Source organism: Curtobacterium sp. MCLR17_044, from assembly GCF_003234435.1.
Taxonomy (GTDB): domain Bacteria; phylum Actinomycetota; class Actinomycetes; order Actinomycetales; family Microbacteriaceae; genus Curtobacterium; species Curtobacterium flaccumfaciens.
In genome coordinates this window covers 1-21,133 of sequence record NZ_QKTC01000001.1, presented here as the reverse complement: position 1 = coordinate 21,133, position 21,133 = coordinate 1, and the positions used below count along the sequence as shown (strand labels likewise).

Genomic DNA, 21,133 nt, shown 5'->3' with positions numbered 1-21,133 from the left:
AGCACGAGCCTGTCCGCCGCACGCAGCCCCGGGGTTCGCCACCGCCCGGATCATGCCGGAGACTGGTGCGGGTCGCTCACGAAGCTGCCCGCCCCACCACCAGCAAGGAAGGCTCCGCATGCCCGAGCTCCCCGTCGTGTTCGAAGTCGGCTCGATGATCGCCCTGGTCGCGATCCTGCTCGCCGACCTGCTCATCGTCGCGCGTCGCCCGCACGTGCCGACGCTGCGCGAATCCGGCATCTGGGTAGGCGTCTACGTCGGGCTGGCACTGGTCTTCGCGGTGCTCATGCTGGTCTTCGCCGGTGGCGACTCCGCCGGGCAGTTCCTGGCGGGCTGGCTGACCGAGTACAGCCTGAGCATCGACAACCTGTTCGTGTTCGTCATCATCATGGCGCGCTTCTCGGTGCCGAAGAAGATCCAGCAGGAGGTGCTGCTGCTCGGCATCATCATCGCGCTCGTGCTCCGCGGGATCTTCATCCTGGTCGGCGCGCAGCTCATCGAGAACTTCTCGTGGATCTTCTACATCTTCGGCGCCTGGTTGATCTGGACGGCGATCCAGCAGCTCCGCGGCGAGGACGAGGACGACCAGAAGGACACCTTCATCGTCCGGCTGCTCCGCCGCCGGGTCCGTCTCACCGACACGTACGACGGCATGAAGTTCCGCACCCACCACGACGGTGTCCGGCACTTCACGCCGCTGCTCATCGTGCTCATCGCGATCGGCACCACGGACCTGTTGTTCGCGCTCGACTCGATCCCGGCGATCTTCGGCATCACCGAGAGCCCCTTCATCGTGTTCACCGCGAACGTCTTCGCGCTGATGGGCCTGCGCCAGCTCTACTTCCTGCTGGGCGGACTGCTCGAGCGTCTGGTCTACCTGAAGTACGGCATCGCCGTGATCCTGGCCTTCATCGGCGTGAAGCTCGTCCTGCACGCGCTGCACGACAACGAGCTGCCGTTCCTGAACGGCGGCCACCACATCGAGTGGGCGCCGGAGATCAACACGTGGGTGTCCCTGCTGGTGATCGTCGCCGCGATGGCCGTGTCGACGCTGGCGAGCCTCGTGCGGATGCGCGGGGAGACCCCCGCGACCGACGACGGCGCCGTGACGGACACCGCGGACGACACAGCGGCGGACGACGACCGATCCGACCAGGACCGCGCCGATCAGGACCGCGCCCGCACCTCCGACTGAAACCCGTTTGAACGATCCGCCCGGCTGCCTCGTCGTCTGGGTATGGCACTCCGCAAACGAACCAAGGTCATCATCGGGATCTCCGCCGGCGTCGTCGTCGTGGCGGCAGCAGCCGTCATCGCCGGCCCGGTCATCTACGCGAACACCGTCAACGGCCAGGCCGCCGCAGCACCCTCGCTGTCGGCGTCCTCGTCCGGCACCCTCGACGCGAAGGACGCCGACGGCACCTGGACCAGCAAGAGCAGCTCGTACGCCGGGTACCGGGTGCACGAGGTCCTGCAGGGGAATGATGTGAACGTGGTCGGTCGCACGAAGGACGTCAAGGGCACCGCCGTCGTCGACGGCGGCTCCCTCACCAAGGCGTCCGTCACCGTGCAGGTCGGCAAGATCAGCACCCCGGAAGCCGCCCGCGACGAGTACTTCCGTTCCACCGCGCTGCAGACCGACAAGTACCCCACGGCGACGTTCGAGCTGACGAAGCCCGTCGACGTCACGAAGGCGCTCGACGGCTCCACGCAGGACGTCACCCTGACCGGCACGATGGACCTGCACGGCGTCGAGAAGCCGGTCACGGCCGACGCCCAGGTCGCGGTCGGCAAGGGCGGGACCGTCCAGGTCGCCGGCACCGTGCCGATCACCTTCGCCGACTACGGCGTGAAGGCCCCGTCGCTCGGCTTCGTCACCGTGGACGGGAAGGGCTCCGTCGAGTTCTCCCTCGACCTCGGGAAGTGACCGTGACGAGTCGTTCCGCGGACGAGCTGCTCGCGACGCTGTACCGCGAGCACGGTGACGCGCTCACGCGGTACGTCCGGCACCTCACGCGGGACGGCTCGACGGTCGAGGACGTCGTGCAGGAGACGATGGTCCGCGCCTGGCAGCGTCCGGCCGTGCTCGAACGGGCACCCGACAGCGCGCGGGCGTGGCTCTTCACGGTGGCGCGCAACCTGGTGGTCGACGACGCACGGTCGGCCCGCAACCGCCGTGAGCACGGCACCGAGCACCAGGTCGAACGGATCGAGTCGGACAGCACGGACGCCGTGCTGGACCGGATCGTGGTCGCCGACGCACTCGCGTCGCTGAGCCCGGACCACCGTCGCGTGGTGGTGGACGCGTACTGGCTCGGGCACACGGTGCCGGAGATCGCACGACGACACGACATCCCGGAGGGCACCGCGAAGTCGCGGCTGCACTACGGGCTGCGAGCCCTGCGGCTCGCACTGCAGGAACGAGGAGTGACCCGATGAGCGACGACAAGTACGCGGAGTGGGATGCGGCGTACGTCCTCGGGTCGCTCCCGGCGAGCGAGCGGCTGGAGTACGAACGGCATCTCGAGAACTGCGACCGCTGTGCGGCCGCAGTCGCGGAGCTGGTCGGTCTGCCGGGGCTGCTCGGCAAGCTGCCGGCCGACCAGGCGATCGAGATCGCAGAACCGGACGGGAGGCCCGACACCCGTTCCGAGAGCGACCTCGCCTCCGTCGCGCACCGCGTCCGACACCGTCGCCGCCGTCGCCGGGTCTGGGTCGCCGCAACAGCGGGGCTCGCGGTGGTCGCCGCCGTCCTGGGCGGGCTCGCGGTCGGTGCCGCGGGGGAGCGCACCACGGTGCAGGCCGGTGCCGCTCCGACGGCAGCCGCCACCGCCGACCGCTACGACATGACCGGCGTGCAGGGACTCGACGTCCAGCTCGCCATCAGCGGCGAGCAGTGGGGCACCCGCTTCGACTGGGGGTGCTCGTACGGTGGCAAGGAGTGGTCGCCGGACGGGTCGATCCTCTACGACCTGGTGGTCGTCCGGACCGACGGCACGACGCAGACCGTGGGCTCGTGGACGGCTGCCGGTGCCGATGCGCGCGGACTCTCGGCGTCGACGGACATCCCGCGGGACGAGATCAAGAGCGTGCAGGTCCGGCTGCGCGGTGAGCGCGGCGCGCTCGCCGTCGTCACGCTCTAGCCGACGTCGGCCTCGTCCGAGGCGTCGTCGGGGCCGATGGCGTCCTGGACGCGCGCGCTGACGGACCGCAGCGTCTCGGCGTCGGTCCCCACGGGCCTCCAGAACAGGTCTTCGAGCGCACCGGTGTGCGCGCGGATGCCGGCGAGCACCGCGCGACGGCCGTCAGCGGTCATCACCACCCAGCTGCCGCGGGCGTCGCTCGGGCAGTCCGCCCGCTCGACCAGGCCGCGGGAGACCATCCGCGTGACCTGGTGGCTGACGCGCGACTTCTCCCAGCCGATCCCCGCGGCGATGTCCCGGACGCGCAGACGGTGGTCGGGGTCGCGGTGCAGGCCGATCAGGATCTCGAACTCGGGGACGGAGATGCCGGCGCCCGCCTGAACGGCCCGGTCGAGCGCCCGGTCGAGTCGTCGCCAGGCGTCGTGGTACGCGTCCCAGGTGGCCCAGTCGTGGCCACCGTTGCCCTCCGTCGACATGCCGACCAGCGTATCCACCGGGCGGACCATCGGACCGCGCCGCGAGCCCTTTCATCCGCTCGGATGACTCCTGGCCGACGTACGGCGTGCTCCGAGGTCGCGTCGGACGTGCGGCATACGATCGGGGGATGCCGAGCGCTCGCCTCCAGGACACCACCGATGACGCCGTCGCGCTCGTGCGCCGGTGGCTGGCGGCGTCCGCCGGGGTGAAGCCCGACCCGGGTGCGGTCCGTCTGGCCGAGGTCCTGCGCGACGAGCAGGGCCTCGACTTCACGCGGGGGTTCGTGGACAAGGTCATCCGCCCCGAAGACCCCCGGGTGGCGGCACGCAACCTCGAGCAGCTGAGCCGTGACGTCCCAGACTTCCTCGCCTGGTACCTGCGCGGGGCGGTGACGCTCGGCGGTGGGTTCGCCACCATGGCGCCCTGGGCTGTGATCCCGACCGCGCGCCGGATCCTCCGACGGATGACCGGGCACCTGGTCATCGACGCGAGCACGAGCAAGCTCGGCCCGGCCCTCGCCAAGGTCCGCGGTCCGGGGACGCGACTGAACGTGAACCTGCTCGGCGAAGCCGTCCTCGGCAGCGCCGAGAGCGACCGACGTCTGCAGGGCACCATGGACCTGCTCGCCCGCGACGACGTCGACCACGTGTCGATCAAGGTGAGCGCCGTCGTGCCGCAGACCTCGCCGTGGGCCTTCGACCAGACCGTCGAGCGCGTCGTCGACCGGCTCGTCCCGCTCTACCGCCTGGCCGCGGCCCCGACGGCCGCCGGACGCCCGGCCAAGTTCATCAACCTCGACATCGAGGAGTACCGCGACCTCGACGTCACCCTCGCCGTGTTCCGGGCGCTGCTCGATCGAGACGAGTTCGCCGACCTGCCGGCCGGCATCGTGCTGCAGGCCTACCTGCCCGACGCCGCGGGAGCACTCGACGCGCTGACCGCGTGGGCGCAGGAACGCCGGGCGCGCGGCGGTGCCCCGATCACGGTGCGGCTCGTCAAGGGCGCGAACCTCGCCATGGAGCACGTCGACGCGATCCTGCACGGGTGGCCCCTCGCCACCTGGGGCAGCAAGCGCGAGACCGACACCGCGTACCTGCGGCTGCTCGACGCCGCACTGACGCCGGAGCGCACCGACGCCGTGCGGATCGGGGTCGCCGGGCACAACCTGTTCGACCTCGCCACCGCGTGGGTGCTCGCGCAACGCCGCGGGGTCACCGACGCCGTCGACGTCGAGATGCTGCTCGGCATGGCGTCCACCCACGCACAGGCCGTCCGGGCCGACGTCGGGCAGATCCTGCTCTACACACCCGTCGTGCAGCCGGACGAGTTCGACTCGGCCATCGCGTACCTGGCACGTCGCCTGCAGGAGAGCGCGAGCCCCGAGAACTTCATCGCCGCCGCGTCCGACATCGACCACGACGCCAGCGTCTTCGAGCGGGAGCACAGCCGGTTCCTGGCGTCCGTCGCCGCACTCGACGAGCCCGTCCCCACCACCCACCGCACGCAGGACCGCCACCGTGCCCTCGGCGAACCCGTCCTGCGCGACGCGTTCCGCAACGCCCCCGACACCGACCCGTCCATCGCCGCGAACCGCGCCTGGGCGCTCGACGTCCTGCGCCGGGTGCCGCGCTCGCAGCTCGGCGCGCAGACGATCCGCGGTGCGAAGGTCGCCGACCGCTCCAAGCTCGAGCGGATCATGGCGCGCACCGCCCAGGCCGGCGTGAACTGGGGGCGGCAGGACCCGTCCGACCGTGCCGAGCTCCTCGACCTCATCGGGCACGAACTCGAGACCCGCCGTGCCGACCTGATCGAGGTGATGGCCGCCGAGACGGGCACGACCTTCGCCGAGGCCGACGCCGAGGTGACCGACGCCGTCGACGCCGCCCACTACTACGCCGAGAGCGCCCGCCGCCTCGGGGACATCGAGGGCGCGCAGTACGTGCCGCCGCGGCTGACCGTCGTCGTGCCGCCGTGGAGCTCCCCCGTCGCGATCCCCGCCGGTGGGGTGCTGGCGGCGCTCGCCGCGGGCAGCGGTGTCGTGCTCAAGCCCGCGCCCGAGGCCAAGCGCTCGGGCGCCGTGCTCGCCGACGTGCTCTGGGACGCCGGGGTGCCGCACTCGCTGCTGCAGCTCGTCGACCTGGCCGAGGACGAACTCGGCCGCGACCTCATCGGCCACCCCACGGTCGACCGCATCATCCTGACCGGCTCGTCCGACACCGCCCGTTCGTTCCGCTGGTGGCGTGCCGGACTGCCGCTCACCGCCGGGACGAGCGGCAAGAACGCCATCGTCGTCACGCCGAGCGCCGACCTCGACCTGGCGGTGCAGGACATCGTGCAGTCCGCCTTCGGGCACGCCGGACAGCAGTGCTCGGCGGCGTCCCTCGTGATCCTGGTCGGGTCCGTGGGTGAGAGCGAGCGCTTCCAGCGGCAGCTCGTCGACGCCACCCGCACGCTCCGGGTCGCGTGGCCCGACGACCCCACGGCGCAGGTCGGCCCGCTCATCGCCGAACCGCAGGGCACGCTCCGCCAGGGCCTGACCGAGCTCGGGCCGGGGGAGTCCTGGCTCGTGCAGCCCGAGGCGGTCGACGACTCCGGCCGGCTCTGGTCGCCGGGCATCCGCGACGGCGTCCGCCCCGGCAGCGACTTCCACCAGACCGAGTACTCCGGCCCGGTGCTCGGCATCATGCGCGCCGAGACCCTCGAGCAGGCGATCGCCATCCAGAACGGCACCGACTTCGGGCTGACGGCGGGCATCCACTCGCTCGACGTCGACGAGGTGTCCGAGTGGCTGGCTCGCGTCCGCGCCGGCAACCTCTCCGTCAACCGCGGCATCACCGGTGCCGTCGTGGGACGCCAGCCGTTCGGTGGCTGGAAGGGCTCCTCGGTCGGCACCGGCACCAAGGCCGGCGGGCCCATGTACGTCGCGACGCTCGGCCGCTGGCTGCCCACGCCCCGCACCGTGCACAAGAGCATCCAGCTGCACGGCCTGCCCCCGCGCGTCACCGCGGTGATCGAGGCCGCACGCAGCGGGCTGTCCTTCGAGGAGTTCGACCGCGTCCGCGCCGGGGCCCTGAGCGACGTGCACGCACGAGAGACCCTCTTCCGGTCGCGGGACCTGTCCGGGCTCGTGGTGCAGCGGAACGTGCTGCGCCACAGACCCCAGTCCGTCATCGTGCGCCAGGCCGAGGACGCCTCGACCGTGGACCTCGTCCGGACGCTCGTCGCCGCGACCTCGGCACGTGCGCACGTCCTGCTCAGCACGGCTCGGCCGCTGCCCGGCCCGCTCACGCAGCTGCTCGCGGGGAACCGGTCCCCGCTCGACGTCGTCGACCACCTGGTCGAGTCCGATCAGGAGTTCCACGCCCGCGCGTCGTCGGGGGCCGTGTTCCAGGCGGACTGGTCCACCGACCAGGACGATCAGCCCGTCGACGCGCTCGAGGCCGTGCTGTCACAGGGGCAGGACCGCCCGGCCCACACGGCGTTCGGTGGTCCTGGTGCCCGGATCCGGTTGCTCGGCGGTGACCCGCTCGCCCTCGAGGAAGCCCTGGGTGCGAGCATCGACGTCGCGATCCACGACGCCCCCGTGGTCGAAGCGGGCGTGATCGAGATGCTGCCGTACCTGCGCGAGCAGTCGGTGTCGATCACCGCGCACCGGTTCGGCGACGTCGACAGCGACTTCTCCGAGTTGCGCGTCTAGGCGCTTCGCGCGTTCCGCTTCGTACGTTCCGCTTCGTGAGCAGAAGAGGTCGGGTCCCGTGTGGGAACCCGACCTCTTCTGCTCACGAAGTGCCCCGAGGATCAGTCCTCGGCGTCACCCGCTTCTTCGTCCTCGACACCGGTCTCGTCCATGCGGTCGCGCAGGTGGTCCGCCATCGCGCCGGCACCCTCACCGGCATGGTCGTGGTCGACCTGCTCGATCAGGCCCTGCAGCTTCTCGTGGTTCGTGGCATCGGTGGCACCGTCCATGACGGGCTCGGTCTGCTCGTTGTCGCTCATGCTCCGGACGCTACGCCGCGGTTGCTGCGGAACGGTAGTGGAGCTCGACCGCCCCGCCGTCGAACTGCGTGGTGCCGACGAGCTCGAACACCGGGGTCGGTGCGGCGACCGGCAGCAGGGGCGCTCCGCCGCCGAGCGCGACCGGCATCACGGTGACCCGCAGCTCGTCGAGGATGCCCGCCTGCTGGTACTGCGCCGCGAGCAGTCCGCCCCCGACGATCCAGACGTCGCGGCCGTCGGCCACGCGCTCGAGGTCGGCCTGGTGGTCGCCGACCTCGCCGGAGACGAAGCGCACGTCGGCGCCGTCCGGCACCGGAAGGTCTCGCGTGGTGAACACCCACGTCGCCAGGTCCGGGTACGCCCACGTGTCGTCGTGCTCGAGCAGCCACTCGTACGTCGTCGACCCCATCGCGATCGCGCCGACGCCCGCGTAGAACCGGTCGTGGTGCTCCTGGAACGGCTCGAACCCGAACTGCAGCAGCCAGTCGAGGTCGTCGTCGGGCGCGGCGACGAAGCCGTCCAGCGAGGACGCGACGGAGTAGATCGTGCTCATGCCGGGGACGCTACCGAGCACCTCCGACAGGACTCAGCGGCGTCCTCCGCGACCGATGACCGCTGCCTCGGCGATCGCGAGCACGGCGGCGATCCAGAGCTGGTCGACCGCGAACCGGCGTCGACGCGGATCGACGGCGAGCGGCACCATCGTTGCACCGTGCAGGGCGTCCACGACGGCACTCAGGGTGTGCGCGTTGCCGGAACCCACCCGCGCGACGAGGACGGCCTGTGCGAGCTGCCGGACCCCGAGCACGCCGTGCAGCACGGCCTGGTCCGACCCTCGGGCCGCACGGCTCAGGTGCCACAGGCCGAGCCCGGCCCGGGCCAGCTCGACGACGGCTGCCCCGTTGCCGGCAGACGACCGGCGGCTCATCGTCGGCGTCCCACGACGAGTGCAGCGGCACCGGCCGCGCCGAGCACCGCGCCGATGATGCCGTTGCCGACCCGGCGGTGCTCGACCCACCAGGTCTGCGGGGACCAGGCGTGTGCTGACTCGTCAAAGACGCCGTGCGCACCGTGGTCGCCCGGCACCGGCTCGTACAGGTTGTCCCGCATCTCGAGGCCGTCCTTGTCCGGCGCCTGCTGCCCGTCAACCAGGGTCTTGGCGGCGTACCAGTCGGCGAAGCGTCCGCTGATCCGGTTGCCGAGGATCGTGTACACGGTCGACTCGCCCACCCAGGTGCGGCTGCGCGGTCGCTCAGCCACGGCGGCGATGGCCCGGGCACCGACCTCGGGCTGGTAGATCGGGGCGACCGGCTGCGGGTGGTGCGGCAGCTTCGACTTCACCCACTGGAACTGGATCGTGTTGAGCGCGGGCATGTCCACGCGGGACACCTTGACCTTGCTGCCCTGTTCGCGCAGCTCGGAGACGACGGACTCGGTGAACCCGACGATCGCGTGCTTCGCGCCGCAGTACGCGGCCTGCAGGGGGATCCCGCGGAACCCGAGCGCCGAGCCGACCTGGATCACGTGCCCACGACCGCGGGGGACCATCCGCGACAGTGCCGACCGGGTGCCGTTCACGAAGCCGAGGTAGGTCACGTGCAGCGCCCGCTCGAAGTCCTCCGGCGCGGTGTCGAGGAACTTCCCGAACACCCCGACCATCACGCCGTTCACCCACAGGTCGATCGGCCCGAGCTCCTGCTCGACCCGGTCGGCCGCAGCCTCGACGGCGTCGCGGTCGGAGACGTCGGCGACCAGGGCCAGCCCGCGGCGCCCGGCGGCCTCGACCTCGGCGACGGCGGCGTCGACCCCTTCTTGCCCGCGGGCCAGGACGGCCACGTCCCACCCCCGTGCGGCGAGCTCCCGGACGGTCGCCCGTCCCAGTCCTGCGGATCCACCGGTCACCACTGCCACTCGAGTCATGGCTCCCTTGTACCTGCGGTCGGCCGTGCACCACTCAGCCGCTGTCCCCCGAAGTCGCCGTACCGAACCACGCACGCACCGATCGGACATCATGGCCAGGTGGAGACCCGAGACCCCGACACCGCCGGCCCCGCCGAGGAGGCGCCGCCCGGTTGGGTGCTCAACACACCGACCCGGCCGCTCGAGGTCTGGCTGTACCCGGTCCTCGCGCTGCTCCTCGCCGCCGCACACGTCGCCGTCGGGATCGCCTTCGGTGGTGCGTTGGCGCTCGTCGTCGGGGTGTCCGCCGCAGTGGTGACGACCGTCGGCGCCGTTGCCCTGTTCGTGACGGGTCGGCGCGCGTACGACGAGCAGAGCCGCGGAGCCTCGTGGCGGTCCCACGTCACCCGCGTGGTCGTCGCGGTCGTGAGCGTCGGCATCGTGTCGGTCACCACCCTGACCGTCGGGTTCCCCTTCGGCGCCCTGTTCGGTGCGGTCGCCGGCGTCCCGACGGCGTTCCGCTTCACGCGCTCGGTGCCGCGGATCGATCGCCTCGTCGTCGCGTGGACAGCACTCGCCGTCGCCGTGTGGTGCGGTGTCCTCGCGATCCTCGGCCTGACGCTCGCTGATCTCCCCAACTACCGGAGCACGACCTGGACGTTCGGCGCTGCCTTTGCGGTGATCAGCGCCGTGATGGCCGTCCATCAGTTCGTCGTCGCACGTCGGTCACCCCACGACTGACGTCGTCCGCCCTCAGCGCCCCCGACCGAACCGCGTCGTGACCCCCGGCGAGTAGAGCACCGAGTCCGGCTCGAGCTCGGTCAGCCCGAAGGGCAGCCCGGCCGCTCCGACCAGGTCGTCCCGCAGCGACACCACCGATGCCCGGTGCAACGGCCACGGCTCGTGCTCGTTCGGCCAGAACCGCGTCCGTCCGGCCCGGTGCACGTGCATGCCCCACCGCGCCGTCAGGAACGTCTCGAGCGGCCCCGGCTCGTCGAGCGCCTCACCGATCCGGACGTCGAGCATCGACCGCAGGTGGGTGCCGTGCCGCCGCATCGCGTACCCCACGCGGCCGTCACCGCTGCGCGACTCCGCGACCGCCCACCGGTACGGCAGTCCGGTCGCGACGCGCGCACCGATGGTCGGCAGGAGCTTTCCGGCATCGAGCGACAGGAACACCACCCCCCGCTGCCCCTGCTCGTCGACCGTGTAGACGCGGACGTTCAGCTCGACGAAGTCGCCGATGCTCCCGGTCGAGAACGGCGGGAACCGCGTGTCCTCGAACCGGAACGCGATGAGGCCCACCCAGGTGGTCACCCCGTCGTCGGTGCCGTCGAGCGCCATCGTGTCGGGCCGTGTGCCGGCCGGCAGCAGCGGGGCCACCGCCGACACGTCGACGCGCCAGTGCACGAAGACGACGTCGAGCCAGTCCTGCGAGATCCAGGGGCGGCCCGGCAGGCCGGGGGCGACGGCCTGGAGGCTCGGAGCGGTCTGGGTGGGTCGGGTGTCGGTCACGATGTGGTCGCCTCCGGTTCGATGTGGGCTGCGACGGGTGCGTCGTCCCACCCGCGCTGCGGGGTGTCGCAGGTGCCGCGGAACACGTACTGCGAGGGACGCTTCCGCTCGCTCGACGTCCAGTCGATGGCCGGACGTCGTCGTTCCGGGGGCAGGTACCCGATCCGGTAGACGGCCATCAGCTCGAGCGACTCGGGCACACGGAGCAGTCCCTCGATCTCCTCCCACGCGCCGGGGGTCTCCATCGGGAAGGACACGAACTGGATCCCCAGGCCGAGCTCGGTCGTCGCGAGCCAGATGTTCTCCATCGCCGCGCCCATGCTGAACACCGAGTAGAAGCCGGACAGCTCCTCCTTCCGGTACTCGTGGCGGTCGAGCAGCACGCCGAGCAGCAGCGGCGACCCGGCGACGAGCTTCCGGTTCTCCTCACCCAGGGTCTGCGGCACCCGGAGCGTGTTCATGAGCAGCTGCCCGCGCTTCGTGAACACCTGCTTCGTGAACGGCCGCAGCGGCCCGGGGAGCTTGTCGAACAGCATGCCGTCGCGCCGCTCGTCCATCTCTGCCTTCGAGAACCGGAAGTACGGCTTGTACCGCTCGAAGAACGTGCCCTCGGCCATCGTGCGGGTCATCGAGCTGCCGCTGATCTCGGCGACGCGGTCGATCGTCCGGCGTTCCTCGATCAGCACGAAGCGCCACGGCTGGCTGTTGAGCTGCGACGGCGCCCGGCCGGCGAGCTCCATGAGCAGCCGCTGGTGCTCGTCCGACACCGGATCGGGCAGGAACGGCCCGTTCGTCGTGCGTCGTCGTCGGATGGCCTCGAACAGCTCCACTGCTCACCTCTCTGATCGCCTGCGAGCGAGCACGGCCCCCAGGTAGGACGGTGCGGCGGCGACCGCGACCTTCCAGTGTGCTCCGGAGCGCGGGTTGGTGCGTGGAGCGACGGCCAGGGGTACGAGTGCCGGCAGCAGGAACAGTGCGGTCCGGTCGCGCGTCCACGCGGGGGTCGTCGCGGCGACGCCGGTCAGGGTCGCGGTCACGACGAACAGCCCGTGGTGCACGACCCGGAGCTTCTTCGTGCGGATCAGCCGCACGGCGACCGCGGTGCCCCACAGGCAGTTCGCGACGTAGGCGAGGCCCGCAGCGGTGACCAGCTGCCGGGCCGGACACGATCCCGTGGGTGCCGAGTCGCGCCTCCAGACCGTCTTCCGTCCCATGCCTGGGACGTTACGCGGTCTCTCGACTGACGAGCTTGGAGAGCACGATCGCTGAGCGGGTGTGGTCGACCTGGGGTGCGAGGCGGACCTTGTCGAGCGCCTCCTCGAGCGCGGACAGGTCCTTCGAACGCATGTGCACGACGGCGTCGGCGCTGCCGGTGACCGTGCCGGCGTCGATGACCTCGGGGACGGTGTCGAGCAGGGCACGCAGCTCGTCGGGCGAGACGGTGCCGCGGCAGTAGAGCTCGACCCAGGCCTCGGTCCCGCGGTCCTCGACGGCGGGGTCGACCTTGATCGTGAAGCCCTGGATGACGCCGTCACCGACCAGCCGGTCGACACGGCGCTTGACGGCCGAGGCCGAGAGTCCGACCACCGACCCGATGTCGCCGTAGCCGGCGCGGGCGTTGTCCCGGAGCTGATCCAGGATGCGGTGGTCGAGCGTATCCATTTGTCCCCATCGTACGCGGACTTGTTGCGAGGCTGGTGGGTCTCGCGCACGAAACGTGCGTCACCCGAATGGGTGTCAAGCCGTCAGAGTCCCGGTACTGCACTTGCCGGACGGTCTGTGGAAGGATCGACACGGCGTCGACCTGGTCCGCTGCGGTGAGTGAGCCTGCATCTCACCGGAGCTCTTCTCCTCGTTCCGTTTCGGTTCCTGGCAGGCTCGGGCCCCGGTCCCTTCCAGGAGGACTGATGTCGAACACCGCACCCGCCCCCGAGTCCGTCGCCACCCCGGCCCGTGTCGCCACCAAGCGCACGATCCTCATGTGCAAGCCGGACTTCTACACCGTGAGCTACCGGATCAACCCGTGGATGCACCCGGAGGAGCCGACCGACACGTCGAAGGCCGTCGAGCAGTGGGAGTCGCTCGTCGCCGTCTACGAGCAGCTCGGCTTCGACATCTCGTACATCGACCCCGTCGACGGCCTGCCGGACATGGTCTACGCGGCCAACGGCGGGTTCGTCCTCGACGGCATCGCGTACGGCGCGAAGTTCCAGTACCCCGAGCGCCAGCCCGAGGGCCCCGCGTACATGGACTGGTTCCGCCAGGCCGGCCTGACCGTCGCCGAGCCGGAGCAGACCAACGAGGGCGAGGGTGACTTCCTGCTCATCGGGGACACCATCTTCGCCGGCACCGGCTTCCGGTCGGACAGCACCTCGCACGACGAGCTCGCGAAGATCTACGGCCGCGAGGTCGTCACGCTCAAGCTCATCAACCCGAGCTTCTACCACCTCGACACCGCCATCGCCGTGCTCGACCCCGAGCCCGCCGTCGACGGGACGAGCAACATCGCGTACCTGGAGAGCGCCTTCGACGAGCCGTCGCTGGCGATCCTGCGCGAGCGCTTCCCGGACGCGATCATCGCCACGGAAGAGGACGCCGCGATCCTCGGCCTGAACTCCTACTCCGACGGGTACAACGTCGTGATCGCCGCCCGGGCTGTTCGGTTCGCCGAGCAGCTGCGCGAGAAGGGCTACAACCCGATCGGCGTCGACCTGTCCGAGCTGCTGCTCGGCGGTGGCGGCGTGAAGTGCTGCACGCTCGACCTGCACCCGGTCGGCACCGGCACCTCGGTCGCGCGTTCGCTCGGGGTCAGCTGATGTCGGCGGCAGCGTCGCTCGGGGTCAACACCGCGGCGGCGCTCGCCGTCGAGGACCGCGCCCTCGCGCACAACTACAGCCCGCTGCCCGTCGTCATCGCGTCGGGTGCCGGAGCGACCGTCACCGACGTCGACGGCAAGCAGTACCTGGACGGCCTCGCCGCGTACTCGGCGGTGAACTTCGGCCACGGCAACCCGCGGCTGCTCGACGCCGCTCGGGCGCAGCTCGACCGCGTGACGCTCACGAGCCGCGCGTTCGTGAACGACCAGCTCGGGCCGTTCGCCGCAGCACTGGCTGCGTTGACGGAGACCGAGATGGTCCTGCCGATGAACACCGGTGCCGAGGCCGTCGAGTCCGCGATCAAGGTGTCCCGCGCCTGGGGCTACCGCGTCAAGGGTGTGCCGGCCGAGCGGGCGACGATCATCGTCGCGTCCGGGAACTTCCACGGCCGCACCACGACGATCATCTCGTTCTCGGACGACCCATCGGCCCACGACGACTTCGGGCCGTTCACGCCCGGCTTCCGCACGGTGCCGTACGGCGACGCTGCGGCCCTGCGCGAGGCGATGGACGAGACCGTCGTCGCCGTGCTGCTCGAGCCGATCCAGGGCGAGGGCGGCGTGGTCATCCCGCCGGAGTCCTACCTTCCCGACGTCCGCGCGGTCTGTGACGAGTTCGGTGCACTGTTCATCGCCGACGAGATCCAGTCCGGCCTCGGTCGCACGGGGCACACGCTCGCGGTGCAGCGCGTCGGGGTGCGTCCCGACCTGATCACGCTCGGCAAGGCCCTCGGTGGCGGCATCGTGCCGGTGTCCGCGGTGGTGGGCTCGCGCGATGTCCTGGGCGTCCTGCGTCCCGGCGAACACGGATCGACCTTCGGCGGCAACCCGCTCGCCGCAGCCGTCGGCGCCGAGGTCGTGGCGATGCTCGGAGAGGGCACCTTCCAGCAGCGGGCCCTCGACGGCGAACCGCTGTTGCGCGGCCTGCTCGACGACCTGCTCGGCAAGGGTGTCGTCTCGCACCGGGTCGCCGGACTCTGGGCCGGGATCGACATCGACCCCGCACTCGGCACGGGCAAGGCGATCTCGAAGGACCTCGCCGACCGCGGGCTCCTGGTGAAGGACACCCACGGGTCGACGATCCGCTTCGCGCCGCCACTCGTCGTCACCGACGACGAGGTGCGCTTTGCGATCGGAACCCTGGCGGACGTGCTCGCCGCGCGCGCCTGACCTGATCCGCAAAACACCGGTGTTCGCGCGTTGAACCCCCGCATGCCGCGGTGCGGAGCGCGAACACCGGTGTCTTGCGTGCGCCGGCGCGCGTCACCAAGTGCGGCTCACACCGCCCAGCGCGCCGCCAGCTCGTCCATCAGGACATCGAGCCGCTCGTCGACGACCTGCTCCTCGGGGTGCGCCTCGTACCAGGCGATGACCTCGCGCACACCCTGCCGGTAGGTCGTGCGCGGCCGGTACCACGGCACGAGCGACCGGATCTTGCTGTTGTTGAACACCGACGAGTTCGCCTTGTCGCCGAGCAGCGCCGCGCCCCACTCGGGGTCGACGGCGTTGATCGCGTCCGCCGGCACGTGCACGATCCGCAGGTCCTCGACCCCGGCCGCCGCCGCGATCTCGTGCGCGATGGCGTTCCACGTCGGGGCCTCATCGCTCGTGATCGTGAAGGGCTCGCCGATCGCCTCGGCCCGGTCGAGCAGCCCGGTGAACCCGACCGCGAAGTCACGGCTGTGCGTCAGGGTCCACAGCGAGGTGCCGTCGCCGGTGATGATGACCGGCTTGCCGGCACGCATCCGAGCGACCGCGGTCCAGCCACCCGTCAGCGGCAGCTTCGTCTCGTCGTAGGTGTGCGACGGCCGCACGATCGTCACCGGGAAGTCCTGCTCCCGGTACGCCTCCATCAGCAGCTCCTCGCACGCGATCTTGTCGCGCGAGTACTGCCAGTACGGGTTCTTCAGCGGCGTCGACTCCGTGATCGGCAGGTGCGTCGCCGGCGTCTGGTACGCCGAAGCCGAGCTGATGAACACGTACTGCCGCGTCCGCCCCGCGAAGAAGTCGACGTCGGCCTGCACCTGGTCCGGCGTGAAGGCGATCCAGTTCACGACCACGTCGAACCGCTGGTCGCCGAGTGCGTCCGCCAGGGCGCTGCGGTCCGACACATCGGCCGGGAGGCGCGTCACACCCTCCGGGATCGGCCTGCCCCCGGTGGTCCCCCGGTTGAGCACGGTCACGTCGAACCCCTGCTCGACGGCTTCCCGGACGCAGGCGGCGCTGATGACGCCGCTCCCGCCGATGAACAACACGCTCGCTCCGGTCATGGATGCTCCCTCGCTTCCGGCGGCACCGCTCCGTGCCGCAACCCTTTCGATCCTGCCCCTCAGATGCTGGGCCTGGCGGAGAGCACCGCGCGCAGCGACGTGACGGGAACCGGTACGGTGGTTGTGAAGACCCCGGAACGATCACTGGCCCAGGCCACATCGCCGGGGTTACGTCGTCTCCAGAGCGTGTCGGGCGCGCGGGACTACCGTCACGGTTCGGGTCGCACCGACGCGCCCCACGACAGGAGTGACACGCACATGGAGTACCGCTACCTCGGCAACTCGGGCCTCAAGGTCTCCGAGATCACCTACGGCAACTGGCTCACCCACGCATCCCAGGTCGAGAACGACGCGGCGATCGCCTGCGTCAAGGCCGCCCTCGAGGTCGGCATCTCGACGTTCGACACCGCCGACGTCTACGCCAACACCGGCGCCGAGACGGTCCTCGGCGAAGCGCTCAAGGGGGAGCGGCGCCAGTCCCTCGAGATCGCCACGAAGGTGTTCGGGCCGACCGGTCCGAAGGGCCACAACGACACCGGGCTGTCCCGCAAGCACATCCTCGAGTCGATCGACGGCTCGCTCCAGCGGCTGCAGACGGACTACGTCGACCTGTACCAGGCGCACCGCTACGACCACGAGACCCCGCTCGAAGAGACGATGCAGGCCTTCGCGGACATCGTGCGTCAGGGCAAGGTCCTGTACGTCGGCGTCAGCGAGTGGACCGCGGACCAGCTGCGGGCCGGTGCTGCGCTCGCGAAGGACCTCGGCTTCCAGCTCATCTCGAACCAGCCGCAGTACTCGGCACTGTGGCGGGTCATCGAGGACGAGGTCGTCCCCACCTCGAAGGAACTCGGCATCTCGCAGATCGTCTGGTCACCGATCGCCCAGGGTGTGCTCACCGGCAAGTACAAGCCGGGTCAGCCGCTGCCCGAGGGCTCCCGCGCGACCGACGACAAGGGCGGCGCGGACATGATCAAGCGGTTCATGCGCGACGAGGTGCTGTCCTCGGTGCAGGAGCTGCAGCCGGTCGCCGACGAGCTGAACCTGTCCATGGCGCAGCTCGCGGTCGCCTGGGTCCTGCAGAACGAGAACGTCGCCTCGGCGATCATCGGTGCCTCGCGTCCGGAGCAGGTGCACGACAACGCGGGCGCTGCCGGCGTCACGATCCCGGCGGAGCTCATGTCGCGGATCGACGATGCCCTCGGCGCCGTGGTCGAGCGCGACCCCGCGAAGACGAACGACAGCAGCCCGAAGGCCCGCGAGGCGTAGGCAGTCCGCAAAACACCGGTGTTCGCCCGTTGAACACGCGCATGCCGCGGCTCGATGCGCGAACACGGGTGTTTTGCGAGCAGGTCACACCGGCCAGACAACGGAAAAGGCCCCCTGCCGAAGCAGGGGGCCTTCACCGGTGGCTGGACACGGCATCGATCCGTGGACCTTTCGATTTTCAGTCGAACGCTCTACCAACTGAGCTATCCAGCCGTGGCGACCCTGACGGGACTTGAACCCGCGACCTCCGCCGTGACAGGGCGGCACGCTAACCAGCTGCGCTACAGGGCCATGTTGTGTTGTGTCTTGCTGTGGTGTTGTTCAGTACTACTTGCTCGCTCACTCAAGGAGTGACCCCAACGGGATTCGAACCCGTGCTGCCGCCGTGAAAGGGCGGTGTCCTAGGCCACTAAACGATAGGGCCGCAAGCAGTGCATCGCGCTACCGATGGACAAGCATACGGATGCCCCCCGGGTTTCACAAATCCGACCCCGCCAACCGCGCATCCCCGGCGTGTCGCGCCGTCAGCGCACGGGTCTCCGATGCTGTCGGTGCGAGCATCGTCGGCGTCCGCACCCCTCGTCCGAGGGGCTGTCGAGCCTGCGACCCGTGTTGTTACTGTTGCACCTGTTAACAGTGTTACGTGCGTGAGCCTTGCCGCGCTGTTACGAAATCGAGATACATGTCGACCTCCACTCCCTTCTCCCTCCGCTCCCGCAGCCGCCTGATCGCCGCCGCGGTCGCCGTCGCGCTCACCGCCGGCACGCTCGCGGTCCTCGCCCCGGCGTCGTCCGCCAGCGCCGCGAGCTACCCCAGCTGGGACGAGGTGCAGCGGGCGAAGTCGTCGACCAGTGCCCAGCAGGCCAAGGTCAGTGAGATCAAGTCGCTCATCTCGTCGCTGAAGAGCGAGGCCGCTGCCAAGCAGAAGGCCGCGCAGGCCGCGGGCGAGGCGTACCAGGCCGCGCAGAACAAGTACGACGAGGCGACGCTCAAGCAGAAGAAGTTCCAGTCGCAGGCCGATGAGGCCAAGCAGACCGCCGCGCGCTCCGAGGAGCAGGCCGGTCAGCTCGCCGCCCAGCTCGGTCGCACCAGCGGTGACGACGTGACGACGGACATCCTCACGCACCCGTCCGACTCCGGCGACCTGCTCTACGAGCTCGGTGCCATGTCGAAGCTCAGCGAGCAGTCCGAGGGCATCTACGCGCAGGCCTCGCAGGACCGCGGTGTGGCCCAGGGCCTCGCCGACAAGGCCGACCGCGCCAAGCAGGCCCTCGGGGACCTCGCCGACGCCGCACAGTCGAAGATGCAGCAGGCCCAGGGAGCCGCGGACGCCGCACAGACCGCGGTGGACGCCCAGAACGACAACGAGTCCAGGCTCGAAGCGCAGCTGACCGCGCTCACCTCGAAGCAGCGCGGCGTCGAGGCCGACTACCGCAAGGGCGTCGCCGCCGAGAAGGCTCGCCAGGCCCGCCTCGCAGCAGCCGCCGCGAAGGCAGCAGCCAAGGCCGCGGCGACCAGCCAGGGCGGCACCGGTGGCGGCAGCGCCAACCCGGCGGGCTGGGTCCGACCCGCGGGCGGGTTCCAGACCAGCCCCTACGGCTACCGTGTCGACCCCTACACGCACGTCAGCGCCCTGCACGCCGGCGTCGACCTGGCCCCGGCCTGCTACGCCCCGATCTACGCGGCCCACGACGGCACCGTCACCTTCGCCGGCAACGGTGGCGGGTACGGCAACGAGGTCATCCTCGACAACGGCGGCGGCATCTCCACCGCGTACGGCCACGTCGTCGACGGCGGGATCATGGTCACCGCCGGGCAGCACGTCACCGCGGGACAGCAGATCGCCAAGATCGGATCGACCGGCTGGTCGACCGGGTGCCACCTCCACTTCGAGACCCGGATCAACGGCGCTGCCGTCGACCCGGTCCCCTTCATGGCAGCGCGGGGGATCTCGGTATGAGCATCAGCGCCACCAGAAGGCGTCGACCCACGTCATGACCACCTCCGCTCGCTCGTTCTCCTGCGGGATCGCGACCATCGCCGTGCTCGGCATCGGCCTGTCGGTCGTCATCGCCGGACCGGCCCAGGCCGCACCCTCGGGTCCGTCCTGGGACGACGTCAAGGCCGCCAAGTCCGATGCGGCCGACGCCCAGCAGACGGTCGACGAGCTGAGCGACCGGCTCGGCACGCTGCAGGACGCCGCCGACCAGGCCGGTGTCGCCGAGCAGCAGGCCGGGCAGGCGTACGCCCTGGCGGCGTCGCAGCAGCAGGAGGCGAAGGACACCCTCGCCGACCTGTCCGCGCAGTCGAAGCGTGCGAAGGCCCGGGCGGACGACTCTGCCGGTCAGGTCGCCGGGCTCGTGGTCGAGCTGTCCCGCACCGGCGGCGGTGACCTGTCGACGACCATGCTCATGGACTCGTCGGACTCGAAGGACCTGCTCTACCGCGTCGGCACGATGTCGCACCTGTCCGAGCGCTCCGCGACCGTCCTGGCCGAAGCGCGCGCCGACCAGAAGACCGTCGAGTCCCTGGCGGCCCAGCAGTCCGCCGCCGAGAAGGCCCTGAGCAAGGCGACCGAGGCGACGAAGACCACCTTCGCGACGGCCAACGACGTGGCCGCAGGCGCCCAGGCGCGGGTGCAGAAGGAACAGGACCAGCAGGCCGAGGTCCTGCGCCAGCTCGCGTACCTGAAGGGCACGAGCGTCGCGACGGAGACCGCGTACTGGAGCGCGCAGCAGGCGAAGGCCGCCGAGGCCGCCATCGCGAAGCAGACAAACGATGCCGGCACCGGGAACGGCTCCGGCACCGGGAACGCCACCGGCGGCGGCACGAGCGGTGGCAACACCGGCAACACGGGCGGCACCGGCAGCACCGGCGGCGGGACCTCCACCCCGGCCGTGCCGAGCACGCCGTCCAAGCCCAGCACTCCGTCGAACCCCGGCACCCCCGCGAAGCCGAGCACCCCGAGCAAGCCGAGCACCCCCAGCACGCCGAGCAAGCCGGCACCCGCGCCTGCTCCGGCACCGGCGCCCGCTCCGGCCCCGAGCAGCCCCTCGAAGGCCGCCGGCGCCATCGCGTTCGCCCGTGCCCAGCTCGGCGAGCCGTACGTCCTGACCGGCGCCGGCCCGAACACCTGGGACTGCTCCGGCCTCGTGATGATGGCCTACAGCTCGCAGGGCATCGCGACCGGCGGACACAACGTGGTCTGGCAGTACAACTACTTCAAGTCGATCGGCCGCCTCGTCCCGCTGTCCCAGCGCCAGCCCGGCGACATCCTGTTCTACTCGTCGAACGGCACGGCCTCGGGGGCGTACCACGACTCGATCGTGACGAGCTACGGCACCATGGTCGAGGCCGCCCGCCCCGGCGTCGGCGTCGTCGAGCGCGCCATCTGGCTGCCGAACCAGCTCATGCCGTACGTCGCCCGCCCGAGCGGTTCCCTGTAGCCCGCTCCCGCTGTGCCCGTTCTTTCCCAGAGCAGCTGCGGTAGCAAGCGAGATCGGGCGTACCTGCACGGATCAACGCACCAGGTACGCCCGTTTCCACCAGGTACGCCCGTTTCCACCCGGTACGCCCGTTTCCACCAGGCGCGCCCGATTCCACCAGGTACGCCCGGTTCCGCCAGGTACCGCACGACGCACGTCGTGCAACGCACGTCGGCCCGGGCCACGCTGCTGCGTGGTCCGGGC

The 21,133-nt window shown here is 70.7% G+C and carries 21 protein-coding genes and 3 tRNA genes; 11 read left to right on the top strand and 13 right to left on the bottom strand.

Annotation, left to right across the window (positions count from 1 at the left end):
• The first annotated feature begins 118 nt into the window (after positions 1–118).
• Genes DEJ04_RS00120 through DEJ04_RS00105 form a run of 4 tightly spaced genes read left to right on the top strand, consistent with a single transcriptional unit; the run spans position 119 to position 3,143 of the window.
• Positions 119–1,195, top strand: a complete 1,077-nt coding sequence (locus DEJ04_RS00120; RefSeq protein ID WP_111045606.1) for a TerC family protein — start codon at positions 119–121, stop codon at positions 1,193–1,195.
• A 42-nt stretch (positions 1,196–1,237) separates the two neighbouring features.
• Positions 1,238–1,927: a YceI family protein gene (locus tag DEJ04_RS00115; protein WP_071404490.1), complete on the top strand. Its 690-nt coding sequence runs from the start codon at positions 1,238–1,240 to the stop codon at positions 1,925–1,927.
• Complete coding sequence (locus tag DEJ04_RS00110) at positions 1,924–2,439, top strand: sigma-70 family RNA polymerase sigma factor (RefSeq protein WP_071404491.1); 516 nt, start codon at positions 1,924–1,926, stop codon at positions 2,437–2,439. Before DEJ04_RS00115 ends, DEJ04_RS00110 begins: the two co-directional genes overlap by 4 nt.
• Positions 2,436–3,143, top strand: coding sequence for a zf-HC2 domain-containing protein (locus DEJ04_RS00105; RefSeq protein WP_111045605.1), 708 nt, complete (start codon positions 2,436–2,438; stop codon positions 3,141–3,143). The genes DEJ04_RS00110 and DEJ04_RS00105 overlap by 4 nt, the downstream gene beginning before the upstream one ends.
• On the opposite strand, the gene DEJ04_RS00100 is transcribed toward DEJ04_RS00105, so the two are convergent.
• The gene (locus DEJ04_RS00100) at positions 3,140–3,619 is read right to left on the bottom strand and encodes a MarR family winged helix-turn-helix transcriptional regulator (RefSeq protein WP_071404493.1); all 480 of its coding nucleotides are present in this window, start codon (positions 3,617–3,619) and stop codon (positions 3,140–3,142) included. The genes DEJ04_RS00105 and DEJ04_RS00100 overlap by 4 nt on opposite strands.
• Before the next feature lie 128 nt (positions 3,620–3,747).
• Here DEJ04_RS00100 and DEJ04_RS00095 point away from each other — a divergent pair, with 128 nt between their 5' ends.
• On the top strand, positions 3,748–7,317 hold the full coding sequence (locus tag DEJ04_RS00095; protein WP_111045603.1) for a bifunctional proline dehydrogenase/L-glutamate gamma-semialdehyde dehydrogenase: 3,570 nt from the start codon (positions 3,748–3,750) through the stop codon (positions 7,315–7,317).
• A 101-nt stretch (positions 7,318–7,418) separates the two neighbouring features.
• Here the strand turns inward: DEJ04_RS00095 and DEJ04_RS00090 are convergent, their stop codons facing one another.
• The 4 genes from DEJ04_RS00090 to DEJ04_RS00075 are packed head-to-tail and all read right to left on the bottom strand — an operon-like array spanning position 7,419 to position 9,536.
• Positions 7,419–7,616, bottom strand: a complete 198-nt coding sequence (locus DEJ04_RS00090) for a hypothetical protein (protein ID WP_071404495.1) — start codon at positions 7,614–7,616, stop codon at positions 7,419–7,421.
• 10 nt (positions 7,617–7,626) lie between these two features.
• On the bottom strand, positions 7,627–8,169 hold the full coding sequence (locus DEJ04_RS00085; protein ID WP_111045913.1) for a dihydrofolate reductase family protein: 543 nt from the start codon (positions 8,167–8,169) through the stop codon (positions 7,627–7,629).
• A 33-nt stretch (positions 8,170–8,202) separates the two neighbouring features.
• Positions 8,203–8,544 carry a hypothetical protein gene (locus tag DEJ04_RS00080; RefSeq protein WP_111045602.1) on the bottom strand — a complete coding sequence of 114 codons (342 nt, stop codon included), beginning with the start codon at positions 8,542–8,544 and terminating at the stop codon, positions 8,203–8,205.
• A complete protein-coding gene (locus DEJ04_RS00075; protein WP_111045601.1) occupies positions 8,541–9,536 on the bottom strand; it encodes an SDR family oxidoreductase in 996 nt (331 codons plus the stop codon). The genes DEJ04_RS00080 and DEJ04_RS00075 overlap by 4 nt, the downstream gene beginning before the upstream one ends.
• A 99-nt stretch (positions 9,537–9,635) precedes the next feature.
• On the opposite strand from DEJ04_RS00075, the gene DEJ04_RS00070 reads away from it, so the two are divergent.
• A complete protein-coding gene (locus tag DEJ04_RS00070) occupies positions 9,636–10,256 on the top strand; it encodes a hypothetical protein (RefSeq protein ID WP_111045600.1) in 621 nt (206 codons plus the stop codon).
• Positions 10,257–10,268: 12 nt separating this feature from the next.
• Here DEJ04_RS00070 and DEJ04_RS00065 read toward each other — a convergent pair whose 3' ends face one another.
• From DEJ04_RS00065 to DEJ04_RS00050, 4 genes are read right to left on the bottom strand one after another with little or no spacing between them, the layout of a single operon-like run.
• Complete coding sequence (locus tag DEJ04_RS00065) at positions 10,269–11,030, bottom strand: YqjF family protein (RefSeq protein ID WP_220035533.1); 762 nt, start codon at positions 11,028–11,030, stop codon at positions 10,269–10,271.
• Complete coding sequence (locus DEJ04_RS00060; protein WP_111045599.1) at positions 11,027–11,860, bottom strand: nitroreductase family protein; 834 nt, start codon at positions 11,858–11,860, stop codon at positions 11,027–11,029. Before DEJ04_RS00060 ends, DEJ04_RS00065 begins: the two co-directional genes overlap by 4 nt.
• A gap of 3 nt (positions 11,861–11,863) precedes the next feature.
• Positions 11,864–12,244, bottom strand: a complete 381-nt coding sequence (locus DEJ04_RS00055; RefSeq protein WP_111045598.1) for a hypothetical protein — start codon at positions 12,242–12,244, stop codon at positions 11,864–11,866.
• A gap of 10 nt (positions 12,245–12,254) precedes the next feature.
• Positions 12,255–12,692 (bottom strand): Lrp/AsnC family transcriptional regulator, encoded by a 438-nt coding sequence (locus DEJ04_RS00050; RefSeq protein ID WP_017887694.1) that lies wholly within the window; start codon positions 12,690–12,692, stop codon positions 12,255–12,257.
• Positions 12,693–12,937: 245 nt separating this feature from the next.
• On the opposite strand from DEJ04_RS00050, the gene ddaH reads away from it, so the two are divergent.
• Positions 12,938–13,846, top strand: a complete 909-nt coding sequence (ddaH, locus tag DEJ04_RS00045; protein ID WP_111045597.1) for a dimethylargininase — start codon at positions 12,938–12,940, stop codon at positions 13,844–13,846.
• Positions 13,846–15,075, top strand: coding sequence for an ornithine--oxo-acid transaminase (gene rocD / locus DEJ04_RS00040; RefSeq protein WP_111045596.1), 1,230 nt, complete (start codon positions 13,846–13,848; stop codon positions 15,073–15,075). Before ddaH ends, rocD begins: the two co-directional genes overlap by 1 nt.
• 107 nt (positions 15,076–15,182) lie before the next feature.
• On the opposite strand, the gene DEJ04_RS00035 is transcribed toward rocD, so the two are convergent.
• Positions 15,183–16,175 (bottom strand): NAD-dependent epimerase/dehydratase family protein, encoded by a 993-nt coding sequence (locus tag DEJ04_RS00035; protein WP_111045595.1) that lies wholly within the window; start codon positions 16,173–16,175, stop codon positions 15,183–15,185.
• A gap of 258 nt (positions 16,176–16,433) precedes the next feature.
• Here DEJ04_RS00035 and DEJ04_RS00030 point away from each other — a divergent pair, with 258 nt between their 5' ends.
• Positions 16,434–17,444 carry an aldo/keto reductase family protein gene (locus DEJ04_RS00030; RefSeq protein ID WP_111045594.1) on the top strand — a complete coding sequence of 337 codons (1,011 nt, stop codon included), beginning with the start codon at positions 16,434–16,436 and terminating at the stop codon, positions 17,442–17,444.
• Between the two features lie 140 nt (positions 17,445–17,584).
• Here DEJ04_RS00030 and DEJ04_RS00025 read toward each other — a convergent pair.
• From DEJ04_RS00025 to DEJ04_RS00015, 3 genes are all read right to left on the bottom strand, one after another.
• Positions 17,585–17,657 (bottom strand) — tRNA-Phe (locus tag DEJ04_RS00025).
• A gap of 1 nt (position 17,658) precedes the next feature.
• Positions 17,659–17,735, bottom strand: a tRNA-Asp gene (locus DEJ04_RS00020).
• Between the two features lie 60 nt (positions 17,736–17,795).
• A tRNA-Glu gene (locus tag DEJ04_RS00015) sits at positions 17,796–17,868 on the bottom strand.
• A 258-nt stretch (positions 17,869–18,126) separates the two neighbouring features.
• Between DEJ04_RS00015 and DEJ04_RS00010 the strand changes: the two genes are divergently transcribed.
• Both DEJ04_RS00010 and DEJ04_RS00005 read left to right on the top strand, forming a co-directional pair.
• A complete protein-coding gene (locus DEJ04_RS00010; protein WP_071404505.1) occupies positions 18,127–19,404 on the top strand; it encodes a M23 family metallopeptidase in 1,278 nt (425 codons plus the stop codon).
• A gap of 34 nt (positions 19,405–19,438) precedes the next feature.
• Positions 19,439–20,890, top strand: coding sequence for an NlpC/P60 family protein (locus tag DEJ04_RS00005; RefSeq protein ID WP_146248609.1), 1,452 nt, complete (start codon positions 19,439–19,441; stop codon positions 20,888–20,890).
• The last annotated feature ends 243 nt before the right edge of the window (positions 20,891–21,133 follow it).

Bases quoted from the DNA above. Each gene is read 5' to 3' on its own strand.
- DEJ04_RS00075 (WP_111045601.1), bottom strand. From the start codon at position 9,536: ATGACTCGAGTGGCAGTGGTGACCGGTGGATCCGCAGGACTGGGACGG.
- rocD (WP_111045596.1), top strand. From the start codon at position 13,846: ATGTCGGCGGCAGCGTCGCTCGGGGTCAACACCGCGGCGGCGCTCGCC.
- DEJ04_RS00050 (WP_017887694.1), bottom strand. From the start codon at position 12,692: ATGGATACGCTCGACCACCGCATCCTGGATCAGCTCCGGGACAACGCC.
- DEJ04_RS00085 (WP_111045913.1), bottom strand. From the start codon at position 8,169: ATGAGCACGATCTACTCCGTCGCGTCCTCGCTGGACGGCTTCGTCGCC.
- DEJ04_RS00035 (WP_111045595.1), bottom strand. From the start codon at position 16,175: ATGACCGGAGCGAGCGTGTTGTTCATCGGCGGGAGCGGCGTCATCAGC.
- DEJ04_RS00105 (WP_111045605.1), top strand. From the start codon at position 2,436: ATGAGCGACGACAAGTACGCGGAGTGGGATGCGGCGTACGTCCTCGGG.
- DEJ04_RS00080 (WP_111045602.1), bottom strand. From the start codon at position 8,544: ATGAGCCGCCGGTCGTCTGCCGGCAACGGGGCAGCCGTCGTCGAGCTG.
- DEJ04_RS00100 (WP_071404493.1), bottom strand. From the start codon at position 3,619: ATGTCGACGGAGGGCAACGGTGGCCACGACTGGGCCACCTGGGACGCG.
- DEJ04_RS00115 (WP_071404490.1), top strand. From the start codon at position 1,238: ATGGCACTCCGCAAACGAACCAAGGTCATCATCGGGATCTCCGCCGGC.
- DEJ04_RS00120 (WP_111045606.1), top strand. From the start codon at position 119: ATGCCCGAGCTCCCCGTCGTGTTCGAAGTCGGCTCGATGATCGCCCTG.
- DEJ04_RS00095 (WP_111045603.1), top strand. From the start codon at position 3,748: ATGCCGAGCGCTCGCCTCCAGGACACCACCGATGACGCCGTCGCGCTC.
- DEJ04_RS00055 (WP_111045598.1), bottom strand. From the start codon at position 12,244: ATGGGACGGAAGACGGTCTGGAGGCGCGACTCGGCACCCACGGGATCG.
- DEJ04_RS00005 (WP_146248609.1), top strand. From the start codon at position 19,439: ATGACCACCTCCGCTCGCTCGTTCTCCTGCGGGATCGCGACCATCGCC.
- ddaH (WP_111045597.1), top strand. From the start codon at position 12,938: ATGTCGAACACCGCACCCGCCCCCGAGTCCGTCGCCACCCCGGCCCGT.
- DEJ04_RS00010 (WP_071404505.1), top strand. From the start codon at position 18,127: ATGTCGACCTCCACTCCCTTCTCCCTCCGCTCCCGCAGCCGCCTGATC.
- DEJ04_RS00090 (WP_071404495.1), bottom strand. From the start codon at position 7,616: ATGAGCGACAACGAGCAGACCGAGCCCGTCATGGACGGTGCCACCGAT.
- DEJ04_RS00030 (WP_111045594.1), top strand. From the start codon at position 16,434: ATGGAGTACCGCTACCTCGGCAACTCGGGCCTCAAGGTCTCCGAGATC.